The organism is Tabrizicola fusiformis, from assembly GCF_013328815.1.
GTDB lineage: Bacteria > Pseudomonadota > Alphaproteobacteria > Rhodobacterales > Rhodobacteraceae > Fuscibacter.
Map to the genome: position 1 here is coordinate 67696 of NZ_JABUHN010000012.1, position 11055 is coordinate 78750.

The 11055-nt window shown below is 65.1% G+C and carries 10 protein-coding genes and 1 pseudogene; 4 read left to right on the top strand and 7 right to left on the bottom strand.

The genetic code is table 11. The annotated features are described in order from the left end of the window. Positions 1-7: 7 nt before the first annotated feature. The 4 genes from map to HS053_RS17530 form a co-directional block, all read right to left on the bottom strand. Complete coding sequence (gene map / locus HS053_RS17515; RefSeq protein ID WP_174212535.1) at positions 8-757, bottom strand: type I methionyl aminopeptidase; 750 nt, start codon at positions 755-757, stop codon at positions 8-10. A 71-nt stretch (positions 758-828) separates the two neighbouring features. Next, on the bottom strand, positions 829-1857 hold the full coding sequence (locus HS053_RS17520; protein WP_174212536.1) for an amino acid ABC transporter permease: 1029 nt from the start codon (positions 1855-1857) through the stop codon (positions 829-831). Next, entirely contained in the window at positions 1854-3026 is a 1173-nt protein-coding gene (locus HS053_RS17525; RefSeq protein WP_206677624.1) for an ABC transporter permease subunit, read from the bottom strand. Before HS053_RS17525 ends, HS053_RS17520 begins: the two co-directional genes overlap by 4 nt. 6 nt (positions 3027-3032) lie before the next feature. Then, the gene (locus HS053_RS17530; RefSeq protein WP_174212537.1) at positions 3033-4064 is read right to left on the bottom strand and encodes an amino acid ABC transporter substrate-binding protein; all 1032 of its coding nucleotides are present in this window, start codon (positions 4062-4064) and stop codon (positions 3033-3035) included. Between the two features lie 5 nt (positions 4065-4069). On the opposite strand from HS053_RS17530, the gene HS053_RS17535 reads away from it, so the two are divergent. From HS053_RS17535 to HS053_RS17550, 4 genes are all read left to right on the top strand, one after another. Beyond that, complete coding sequence (locus HS053_RS17535) at positions 4070-4429, top strand: hypothetical protein (protein ID WP_174212538.1); 360 nt, start codon at positions 4070-4072, stop codon at positions 4427-4429. A 73-nt stretch (positions 4430-4502) separates the two neighbouring features. After that, on the top strand, positions 4503-5822 hold the full coding sequence (locus HS053_RS17540) for an O-acetylhomoserine aminocarboxypropyltransferase/cysteine synthase family protein (protein WP_174212539.1): 1320 nt from the start codon (positions 4503-4505) through the stop codon (positions 5820-5822). 90 nt (positions 5823-5912) lie between these two features. Further along, positions 5913-6242: a hypothetical protein gene (locus tag HS053_RS17545; RefSeq protein WP_174212540.1), complete on the top strand. Its 330-nt coding sequence runs from the start codon at positions 5913-5915 to the stop codon at positions 6240-6242. After that, positions 6239-7267 carry an isopenicillin N synthase family dioxygenase gene (locus tag HS053_RS17550; protein ID WP_174212541.1) on the top strand — a complete coding sequence of 343 codons (1029 nt, stop codon included), beginning with the start codon at positions 6239-6241 and terminating at the stop codon, positions 7265-7267. The genes HS053_RS17545 and HS053_RS17550 overlap by 4 nt, the downstream gene beginning before the upstream one ends. A gap of 62 nt (positions 7268-7329) precedes the next feature. On the opposite strand, the pseudogene HS053_RS17555 reads toward HS053_RS17550, so the two are convergent. The 3 genes and pseudogenes from HS053_RS17555 to msuE form a co-directional block, all read right to left on the bottom strand. Continuing rightward, positions 7330-9242, bottom strand: a pseudogene (locus HS053_RS17555) (family 2A encapsulin nanocompartment cargo protein cysteine desulfurase). Then, on the bottom strand, positions 9172-10101 hold the full coding sequence (locus tag HS053_RS17560) for a family 2A encapsulin nanocompartment shell protein (protein ID WP_174212542.1): 930 nt from the start codon (positions 10099-10101) through the stop codon (positions 9172-9174). The pseudogene HS053_RS17555 and the gene HS053_RS17560 overlap by 71 nt, the downstream one beginning before the upstream one ends. A 270-nt stretch (positions 10102-10371) precedes the next feature. Continuing rightward, positions 10372-10923: an FMN reductase gene (msuE, locus tag HS053_RS17565; protein WP_174212543.1), complete on the bottom strand. Its 552-nt coding sequence runs from the start codon at positions 10921-10923 to the stop codon at positions 10372-10374. Between the last annotated feature and the right edge of the window lie 132 nt (positions 10924-11055).

The following is an 11055-nucleotide window of genomic DNA, read 5'->3' on the forward strand; positions in this document are numbered from 1 at the left end:
GGCGTGGTCAGCCCGGCAGGGTGACGATGATGGCGCCGCGGGCGGTTGCAACGACCGTATGTTCGTATTGCACCACCGGCGCGGGCGGGTCGCTGTAAAGCGTCCAGCCGTCATCGCCCTGTTCCGCCCAAAGCCCGCCCATTGACAGGAACGGCTCGACCGTCAGAACCAGCCCGTTGTGCATCCGCCGGCGGTCGCCCCGGGTGGGCCAGGTCGCCACCTCTGTCGGGTCTTCGTGCAGCGCGCGGCCGACCCCGTGGCTGGCAAGGTTGCGGATCAGGCTATAGCCGTTGGCCGAAGCGAATTTGCCGATGGCATTGCCGATCCCCGCGATGGGCCTGTCATGGCCGACCTGCGCAATGCCGATCTGCAGGGCGCGCTTGCCGTCCCGGCAAAGCCGGTCAAGCGAGGGCCGGACCCGGCCCAGCCGGAAGGTCGCGCCGGTATCGGCGAAATAGCCGTCCTTGCTGGCCGACACGTCGATGTTCACCAGATCGCCGACCGCGATTGCCCGGTCGCCGGGAATGCCGTGGGCAACCTCCTCGTTCACGCTGATGCAGGTGGCGCCGGGGAAATCATAGCTGGTTTCGGGGGCGGAAACCGCACCTTCGCGCTCCAGCAACCCGCGGCCGATCTCATCGAGTTCGCGGGTCGTCATGCCCGGCTCCATCGCGCGTGCCATGGCCTGCATGGTGTTGGCAACGATGCGGCCGATGGCCTGCAACCCTTCCAGCTCGTCTTCATGGGTGATCGTCATGCCGTGCCTCATACCGCAGCGCCTTGGGCTGCTTTACCACCGCCGCAGGGATTTGTCCCGTATCTGCGGGATCAGTTCCGCCTGAGCCGCCGTTCCAGCCAGAGGCTGTAGCGCGACCCGCCAAAGCACAACAGGAAATAGATCAGCGCAGCAAAGACATAGGCTTCATCATAGAACCCCATCCACAGCGGATCGGTGGTTGATGCCTTGGCGGCGTTCAGGAGGTCGAACACTCCGATCACCGCCAGAAGAGAGGTGGCCAGCAAAAACCCGATGGCCAGATTGACCAGCCCCGGGATCACCTTGTTCAGCGCCTGAGGCAGCACGATCAGTTGCACCGTCCGCCAGTATCCAAGGCCAAGCGCCGAAGCCGCCTCGGCCTGCCCTGCCGGGATGGTCTGCAGACCGCCGCGCACCACTTCGGCCAGATAGGCGGTGAAGAACAGCGCAGTCATGATCGTGGCGCGCAGGATCTTGTCCAGGACCACGCCCCCCGGCAGCGCCATCGGCAGGATCAGCATGGCGAAATACAGGATTGCCACCATCGGCGTGGCGCGCATCACCTCGATATAGGCGACCGAAAGGCTGCGCAGACCCCCCATGCGGGACTGTCGCGCCAAGGCCAGCAGCACGGCCGCAGGCATGGCAAAGGCCATGCAGGTGGTCCAGACCAGCAGCGTCACCGGCAGCCCGCCCCAGTCGTTCACCGAGACCCGGGGCAGGGGGCCACCCCCTGCCATCAGCCCCCAGCTTGACATCAGGACAACGGGCCAGACCGTCAGCAGCACCGCCCCCCAAAGCCGCGGCAGCGCCGACAGTACCATCAGCGCCAGCAGGGCCACCACGACCAATGCCGGCCGCCATATCTGATCTGCCGGATAGAAGGCGAACAGGATGAACCGCGCCTTGGCCTGCAAGAAGGCCCAGCAGGCTCCGGCGGCGGCGCGGCAGGTCGCCATGTCGCCCTGCCAGACGGCATGGGCCACCGCCCAGCCGAAAAGCGGCGGCAGGACCAGCGCCAGCGCCCCCAGCACCGCCAGAGACAGCGCGATATTGACAGGCCCGGCAAAGGCGCCGCGCAGGGGGGCGGGAAGGGTCATCGTCCGGCCTCTCCGCGCAGGGCAACGCGCTGGTTGTATCGGTTCATCAGGGCCGCCACCGACAAGTTCAGCACCAGAAAGCTGATGGCCATGATGAACACCGCCTCGATCGCCTGACCTGTGGTGTTGGCGGTTGTGTTCAGGATGCCGACCAGATCGGGATAACCGATGGCGACGGCCAGACTGGAATCCTTGGCAAGGTCCAGAAAGCTTGAGGTGATCAGCGGCACGATCACCCGCAGCGCCTGCGGCAGCACCACCAGTCGCAGGATCTGCCAGTCATTCAGCCCCAGCGCCCGCGCCGCCTCGCGCTGGCCCGGGGCGACCGAGAGGATGCCAGCCCGGACAATCTCGGCGATGGAGGCGGAGAATTTCACCGTCAGCGCCGTCAGCAGGGCCGCAAACTCCGGTGACAGCGACAGGCCGCCGCGGATGTTGAAACCCTGAAGCTGCGGCACATCCACCCCCGCACCCGCGATGGCAAGGATCAGTGCCGACAGTGCAACGACGCCGGGCCAAAGCAACCCGCCCCCGCGCCTCAGCCGCGGCCTTGCCACCGCCGCCAGCAGCACAAGCCCGGCGATCGCCGCCAGCGGCATCAGCCAGCCAACGGGCGAGGTCAGGGCAGGCACGAAGATGCCGCGGTTCGACAGGTAGAACCCCATCCCGCCGGGTGCCTGTCTGGGCCCCGGCAGGTTGCGGGCCACCGCGATCCAGAAGAACAGTTGCAGCAAGAGGGGCGTGTTGCGGACCACCTCAATATAGACCCGCACAAGGCCGCCAAGCAGCGGATTGGCCGACAGCCCGCCCACCCCGATGGCAACCCCCAGCAGAGTGGCCAGCACGCAACCCGCCAAGGCCACTTTCAGTGTGTTGACGATGCCCACGACAATCGCGCGCAGATAGGTGTCGCCGGCCTGAAACGCCAAAGTGCTTTCGCCGATCTGGAAATTCGCCGACCGGAACAGAAAGCTGAAACCGGGGGTGATGCCCGCGCGTTGCAATGCGGCCGCGAGGTTCAGCCCGAACCAAAGCAGAAGGGCGGCGATCACGAGGATCACCGCAAGCTGCGACCATGGTCGCGGCCCCCACCATTCAACCAGCGCGGCAAACCTGCCGCGCGGGAAGAGGTGGGGGCCCTGACCGTCAGACGTGACAGGGAGGGTCACGGGGTCTTACCGGAACGGGGGCGCATAAAGCAGGCCGCCCTTGGTCCAAAGCTGGTTATAGCCACGTTCCCAGCCCAGCGGCGCAAGGTTCCGCTCGTAGATTTCGCCGTAGTTTCCGACCGTCTTGATGATGTTGTAGGCCCATTTCGGATCCAGCCCGATATCCTGCGCCAGAGACGGATCGACCCCCAGGAACCGCTGGATCGCCGGGTCTTCCGATGTCAGGAATTCATCGACATTGGTCTGGGTGATGCCCCATTCCTCGGCCTGGATGGTGGCATAGACGGTCCAGTTGATGATCTCCAGCCAGCGGTCGTCACCGGCTGCGATGGCGGGGGCGAGCGGCTCTTTCGACAGGCGTTCCGGCAGCAGCACATAGGCCGACGGGTCTTTCAACTGTTGAAGCTTGCCCACAAGGTCGGAACTGTCCTGCGTGATGGCATCGACCCGGTTGGATTCCAGCGCGGCGAGAAATTCCGACGTGTCCTCGATGGTGACGGGGGTAAAGCTCTTGCCGGTCTTGCGGAAGAAATCGGCGATGTTCAGCTCGCCCGTGGTGCCCGACTGCACGCCGATGGTGGCGCCGTCCAGTTCCGCAGCCGTCGCCACGCCCAGATCCTTGCGGGCCAGAATGGCCTGTCCGTCATAAAACACCGTGGGGCCGAAATGAAAGCCCAGCTTGAAGGCGCGGGTCACGGTGACGGTCACGCCCGAAAGCAGAACATCGAATTCACCCGCTTGCAGGGCGGGCAGCCGTTGCTGCGGCGAAGACGAGGTGAACTCCACCTTGTCGGGCGTGCCGAAGACGGCAATCGACAGGGCGCGGCCATAATCGATGAAGAAGCCCTGCCACTTGCCGTCGCTGTCGGGCGCAAAGAAACCGGGTGTCGTGCCAACGCCGACCTTGATCACGCCGCGTTCGGTGATGCGGTCCAGCGTGGGGCCGGCGCTGGCCAGACTGGGCAGGGTCGCCGCGGCGACAGCGGCCGCGGTGGCAAGGGCGGGGCCCGCTTTGCCAAAGATGTTCAGGTTGCTCATGGATCATGCTCTCCGGTTTGGATTTCGCCTGTTTTGTGGGCTTTATGGGAGCGGCTTGTGGCGGGAACGTCAATGCAGCCTTTGATTTTGTTGAGTTTTTTAAAATTCGGGCGCGGCGCAGAAACAATCCGCCACGACAGCGCCGCGGCGCAGAAATTTTTTCCGATCCGGGGCCGTCGGTGGGAGGGAATCACGGCGCGGGCCGGGACATTTCCCTGCGGTTCGTCGTGAAAAGCGGCTTTCATGGGCGGGCAACCGGGGGGATTCCCGCCCTGAACGGTGCAGAAAAGAACGCCGCTGCTCTTTCATTCCCCGCCGGGGGAAGGCCGTTCCAATTCGGGCCGATAAAAGGCGATATATTTTGACGTGATTTTTGTGATCCTGTGACCGGGACAGACCAATCGCGGCGTTCCGTTGCCGCCGGAACAGGAGAATCCCATGGCCACCACCAGCCTGCACCCCGAAACCCTCGCCCTGCATGGCGGAAGCTGGCGCACCGATCCGGCGACCGGATCGCTGGCGGTGCCGATCTATCAGAACACCAGCTTTCAGTTTCAGGATACCGGCCATGCCGCGCGCCTTTTCGCGCTGGAAGAGCTGGGCCAGATCTATACCCGCATCAAGAACCCCACCTCGGACGTGTTCGAGGAACGCCTTGCCGCGATTGAGGGCGGGGTGGCGGCGCTGGCCGTGGCCTCGGGTCAGGCCGCAACGTTCTTTGCCCTGACCAACCTTGCGCAGGCGGGCGACAATATCGTCGCCTCGACCGACCTTTACGGCGGCACGGTCACCCTTCTGTCGCAGACGCTGGCGCAGTTCGGGATTGAGGTGCGCTTTGTCGATCAGGACGACCCGCAGAATTTTGTCCGGGTGACAGATGACAAGACCCGCGCCTGGTTTGGTGAAACCCTGCCCAACCCCAAGTTGCAGGTCTTCCCGATTGCCGAGGTGGCGGCCCTTGGCCGTGCAATCGGTGTGCCGCTGATCCTCGACAACACGGCGGCACCGCTGACGGCGCGGCCACTGGCACATGGCGCGGCGGTGGTGGTCTATTCCACCACGAAATACATCGGTGGCCATGGCACCGCCATCGGCGGCGCCATCATCGACGGCGGCACGTTCGACTGGGAGGGGAATGCCGCCCGCTTCCCCCTCCTGACGCAACCCGATGCCGCCTATCACGGTGCCATCTGGACCGAGGCGGCAAAACCCCTTGGCCCCATCGCCTATATCCTGCGCGCACGGGTCAAGCTGTTGCGCGACATCGGGGCGGCCGTGGCGCCGCAGAACGCCTTCCTGTTCATTCAGGGGCTGGAAACCCTGCCGCTGCGCATCCGCCAGCACAATGAGAATGCCGCCAAGGTGGCCGAGTTCCTGAACGGCCATCCGCTGGTGACGCGGACCATCTTCCCGGGTCTGCAAACCGGCGAACACCGCCGCCGCGCCGATGCCTACCTGTCTGGCGGTCATGGTGCGCTGGTGGGCTTCGAGGTGGATGGCGGCGTCGAGGCGGGGCGCGCCTTCATCGACGCGCTGGCGCTGTTCCACCATGTCGCCAACATCGGCGATGCCCGGTCGCTGGCGATCCATCCGGCTTCGACCACGCATCAGCAACTGACCCCGGCTGAGCAATTGGCTGCGGGGGTGACGCCCGGCTATATCCGCCTGTCCATCGGGATCGAACATCCCGAGGACATCATCGCCGATCTTCGCCAGGCTCTGGATGAGGCGGCGAAAACGCTGCGGCAGGCCGCCTGACGGATTGCCCGGAGAGGGGGGCCGCCCTCTCCGGGCGCTGATATTGGGGGTGATGTGACGATAAACTCTGTCTTTGCGGGGCTCAGACCCTTGGCTTTCGAACCGATGTCGCCATTGGCGGCATCGGTCGGCGCAATCAATCTTGAGCAGGGCTTTCCCGAAGGGGGCGCGCCGCCCGCGCTGATCAACGCCGCGGCCGAGGCCCGGCGCACCGCGCCGCATCAACATCCGCCGGCGCAGGGCCTGCCCGCACTACGGCAGGCAGTTGCCGAAATTGCCGCGCGTTTCGCCAAGCCGGTGCCGCTTCTGACCGAGGGCGCGCGCCGTCTGACAGGCTGGCGCCCGGCGAACCCGTCCGATGCGCGAACCCGAACCGAAGACCGGCCCCGCGAGGGGGTTGCAACAGGAGTATCCCCATGACCGTATCCCAGGCCGCAAACTTGCCCGTTCTGGACTTTTCACGCTTTCATCGCACCTTCTCGGATCGCGCGGCTTTCATCGCCGAGCTGCGCGGCATTCTGCATGACCATGGGTTTTTCTACCTGACCGGCCATGGTGTGCCGCAAGACCTGATCGACGGGCTGGTGGCGGGTGCGAAGAAATTCTTCGCCCTGCCCATCGAGGAAAAGCTGAAGATCGAGATGGTCCGCTCTCCGCATTTCCGCGGCTATAATCGCGCGGGATACGAGCGGACCCGGGGCGAACAGGACTGGCGCGAGCAGATCGACTTCAACACAGAAGGCTCTCCGCGCGCTTTTGACCCCGACAGCCCCGGTTGGGCCCGGCTGCAAGGCCCGAACCAATGGCCCGAGGCGGTGCCCGAGCTGAAAGACATCGTGCTGGACTATCAGGCACGGGTGACGACCTTGGGTATTGATCTTCTTCAGGCCATCGCCCTTGCGCTGGGCCAGCCCGAAGATGCCTTTGCCGAGGTTTACGAACCGCAACCAACCCAGCTTCTCAAGCTGATCCGCTATCCCGGCCGGGATGTGGCGGAAACCGATCAGGGCGTGGGCGCGCACAAGGATGGCGGGTTGATCACCATTCTGCTGCAAGACGTGGTGCCCGGCCTGCGGGTGCAGACGGTTGACGGTGAATGGCTGAACGCGCCGCCACTGCCGGGCACCTTTGTCATCAACACGGGTGAGTTGCTGGAACTGGCGACGAACGGCTTTGTCCGCGCCGATGTGCATGACGTGGTGGCCCCGCCGCCGGGGGTGGAGCGGTTCTCTTTCGCCTTCTTCCTTGGCGCCCGGTATGATGCCAACATCCCCGTTCTGCCGCTGCCCGACGATCTGCAAAAGCTTGAGCGCGGTCTGACGGTGGACCCGCTTAACCCGCTGTTCCGCAATGTGGGGATCAATCATCTGAAAAGCCGCCTGCGGTCGCATCCCGATGTGGCTGCCGCCCATCATGCCGATCTGCTGGCCGAGATTCTGGGATAGCCCCCGCAAACCAAAGGCCCGCCGGTTTCGCACCGGCGGGCCTTTGCATTTCCGCTGCGGTTTCAGGCCCGCGCCAGCCGCCGCACCACGGCGATGAAGCGGTCCACCTCCTCGCAGGTGTTATAGAAGGCCAGCGAGGGCCGCACCGTCGCCTCGACCCCGAAACGGCGCAGGATCGGCTGGGCGCAGTGATGGCCCGAGCGCACCGCGATCCCCTCTTCGTTCAGCGCCCGACCCACCTGTTCGGTGGAATGGCCGTCCAGCACGAAGGACAGCACGCTGGCCTTGTGCGCCGCCGTGCCGATCAGGCGCACGCCCTTGATCGGGGCAAGGTGATGGGTGGCATAGGCCAGAAGGTCATGCTCATACTGCGCAATCGCCTCAAGCCCCAGCGACTGCACATAGTCGAGCGCGGCCCCCAGACCCACGGCATCGGCGATATTGCCGGTGCCGGCCTCGAACTTGTTCGGGGCGGGTTGGTAGAGCGTCTTTTCAAAGGTCACATCGGCAATCATGTTGCCGCCGCCCTGCCATGGAGGGATCTGGTCCAGCAATTCCTTGCGGCCATAGACCACGCCGATGCCGGTCGGACCAAAGATCTTGTGACCGGAAAACACAAAGAAATCGGCCCCGATCGCCTGCACATTCACCCGCAGGTGGCTGACCGATTGCGCCCCGTCCACCAATGTCGCCGCCCGGCTGCCTTGGCCAGCGCCACGATCTCTTGCACCGGAACCACGGTTCCCAGGGCGTTCGAGACTTGCGTCACCGCCACCAGTCTGGTGCGCGGCGACAGCAGACGGCGATATTCGTCCAGGATCACCTGCCCGGTGTCATCCACCGGAATGACCTTGATCTTTGCCCCCTTGCGTGCCGCCAGCATCTGCCAGGGCACGATATTGGCATGGTGTTCCAGGTTCGAGACGATGATCTCGTCCCCTTCGCCCACGTTTTGCGCGCCCCAGGTGTTGGCGACCAGATTGATCGCTTCGGTCGCCCCGCGGACAAAGATGATCTCTTCGGTCGAGGCGGCCCCCAGGAAGGTGCGCACCTTTTCGCGCGCGCCCTCGTAGGCATCGGTGGCGCGGGCCGCCAGCTCATGCGCGGCGCGGTGGATGTTCGAGTTTTCGTGTTCGTAGAAATACGAAACCCGGTCGATCACCTGGCGCGGTTTCTGCGTGGTGGCAGCATTGTCGAACCACACCAGTTGCCGTCCGTTCACCCGTTCCTGCAGGATCGGGAAATCGCGGCGGATGGCGGCGATGTCCAGCCCGCGGGCGGGTGCGCTCGCGGGGGCCACGGCGGGCGCGGCGGGGGCGAAGTAATACGGCCCCGATGGCGCGGCGGGCCGGGCGGGTTCCGCCAGCAGCCCGCGCAGATCATCCTGCCCGGGCAGACCGAAACTGCGCGCCGTGACCAGATCGGACAGATCATGCCGCGCGGGAGTGGCCCGCGCCGCAGGCCCGACCGCTTCGCCAAGGAAGTAATAGGGCGAGGCGGGGGCAGAAGGCGCCGAAACCGGCGCATTCGGGGCCGCCGCCGGAGTCGGCACGCCCAGAGAATGGCCGCCGAAGCGCCCGTTCACCGCTGGCGACACGATGGCGGCAAGGTCAGGCAACCCGTTCACCGCCGCCGATTTTGGCGCCAGCGCGGGCACCGAAGCGCCTGCGGCCACCGCCGATTGCGGCGAGGCGGGCACGAGGTTGCCCCCGGGCAGCAATGGGCCCGGCAGGGCAGGGCCCTTGGCAAAGGGGCCAAGCGACAGCCCCCCCGGCAGCGGATCTTCCGGCACCGGGTTTGACGGTGCCGCCCCACCGGGAAGCGCGGCAAATAACTGCGCCGCAAGCTGCGTCAGAACCTGCACATCGGGCAGCCCCGCGGCAGCCGCATCGCCGGGCGCCAGATTACTTGGCATAGGTGTCGGGATAGTCATGGAACTTGCCGATCTCCACCTCCTCCAGAACCGCCAGCGCATCGGGCGACTGCACCACCAGCGAGCAGTAAAGGCTGATCAGATAAGACGCGATGGCCGAGCGGTTGATGCCCATGAACCGCACCGAGAGGCCGGGGCTCTGCTCGCCCGCCAGACCGGGCTGATAGACGCCGATCACGCCTTGCCGCTTGTCGCCGACCCGCAACAGCAGGATCTTGGTCTTCCCATTGACCACCGGCACCTTGTCCGATGGCACCAGCGGAATGCCCCGCCATGTCAGGAACTGCGAGCCGAACAGCGACACCGTGGGCGGCGGCACGCCGCGGCGGGTGCATTCGCGGCCAAAGGCGGCGATGGCATCGGGATGGGCAAGGAAGAACGCCGGTTCCTTCCAGACCTTGGCGACGAGAAGGTCAAGATCATCGGGCTGCGGCGCGCCGGTGCGGGTCTTGATCACCTGCGAAGGCGCCACATTGGCCAAGAGGCCATAGTCCGGGTTGTTGATCAGTTGGCCTTCCTGCGTTTCCTTGATCGTCTCGATCGCAAGGCGCAGTTGTTCCTTCACCTGATCGAAGGGGCTGGAATAAAGATCACTGACGCGGGTGTGAACGTCCAGAATGGTCGAGACGGCGTTCAGGAAATATTCGCGCGGCTTTTCGTCATAGTTCACGAAGGTCTGCGGCAGTTCGGATTCGTCACGCCCGGCGCAGGCAACCTCGACATTCTCGGGGTTGCGCACGGTGTTGAGGCGGTAGATGCCCGCCTCGACCGGCACCCATTGCAGAAGATGCACCAGCCAGCGCGGGCTGATCGTCGGCAGGACGGGGGCAGTCTTGGTGGCATTGGCAAGCTGGCGCGCGGCATTGTCGCTGAGGGCGGCTTGCGGGAATAGGTCGGCCATCTGATCCTTGGCTCCGTTTTGCGTTCGGTTTCGGTCCCAAGCCCGCCGGTTTTCGCGCTTTCACACGGTTGGACCGGCAGACTTGCGGGTTATGCGCAACGGGCTTTGCCCGCTTGATCTGCACCATTGCCGCGGTTGCCCCGGGGGGGCAGGGGCGATCTTGGTGCTGGTGAAAGTTTGAAAGACCCTTCTTTTGCTGTGGGTTCAGGGGGCCTTCGCGGGGCCGGATATGCCCCTTTGAAAGAAGATTTCTCTCTGACCCGCCGGCAGTCAGGCCGCCCGACCGGCCACATCCGCCGTCAGCCATGGCCCGAACTGCCCCACCGCCCGGTCAAGCCGTGCCAGAAGCGCGTCGGACACCGGCAGGCCACCTGCAAAATCGCTGGCCGAGGCATAGATGCCGGTCGGCAGCACCGCCGCCTCGAAAAAGGCAAAGAGCGGGCGCAACTGATGTTCGATCACCAGCGCATGTTTTTCGCCGCCGCCGGTCGCGGTCAGCAGGATCGGCTTGCCCGCGAGCGCGGCCGGGTCGATCAGGTCGAACAGATGCTTGAACAACCCGGCGTAGCTGCCCTTGTAAACCGGGCTGCCCACGATCAGGGCATCCGCCGAGAGGAGGGCGGCAACGATAGCGCCTTCGGTTCCTTTCAGGTCGTCCAGAGTGTTGGCCGTGCCCAAGGCGGGTTGCAGATCGGCCAGATCATAGGTTTCGGCACGTCCGCCAAAGCGCGCGGCGACACGGCGGCCCGCCAGATCGACCAGCGTGCGGGTTTTGGACGGGTTGCTCAGGCTGCCGGCAAAGCCCGCGACACGGAAAGACATGGATGCTCCAGAACGGTGTAGTTCCGGCAGAAATTACCATCCGCCCGGCTTTCGCGGCCATTCCAAAGGTCTTGACGCAAAGAGCAGATCCTTCTCTGCGGCGGCGCTTGCGGGGATCAGGGGCGCCGTCGT

Coding starts and splice junctions, on each gene's coding strand:
- map (WP_174212535.1), bottom strand. CDS start 757: ATGACGATCACCCATGAAGACGAGCTGGAAGGGTTGCAGGCCATCGGC.
- HS053_RS17520 (WP_174212536.1), bottom strand. CDS start 1,857: ATGACCCTTCCCGCCCCCCTGCGCGGCGCCTTTGCCGGGCCTGTCAAT.
- HS053_RS17530 (WP_174212537.1), bottom strand. CDS start 4,064: ATGAGCAACCTGAACATCTTTGGCAAAGCGGGCCCCGCCCTTGCCACC.
- HS053_RS17535 (WP_174212538.1), top strand. CDS start 4,070: ATGCTCTCCGGTTTGGATTTCGCCTGTTTTGTGGGCTTTATGGGAGCG.
- HS053_RS17540 (WP_174212539.1), top strand. CDS start 4,503: ATGGCCACCACCAGCCTGCACCCCGAAACCCTCGCCCTGCATGGCGGA.
- HS053_RS17550 (WP_174212541.1), top strand. CDS start 6,239: ATGACCGTATCCCAGGCCGCAAACTTGCCCGTTCTGGACTTTTCACGC.
- HS053_RS17560 (WP_174212542.1), bottom strand. CDS start 10,101: ATGGCCGACCTATTCCCGCAAGCCGCCCTCAGCGACAATGCCGCGCGC.
- msuE (WP_174212543.1), bottom strand. CDS start 10,923: ATGTCTTTCCGTGTCGCGGGCTTTGCCGGCAGCCTGAGCAACCCGTCC.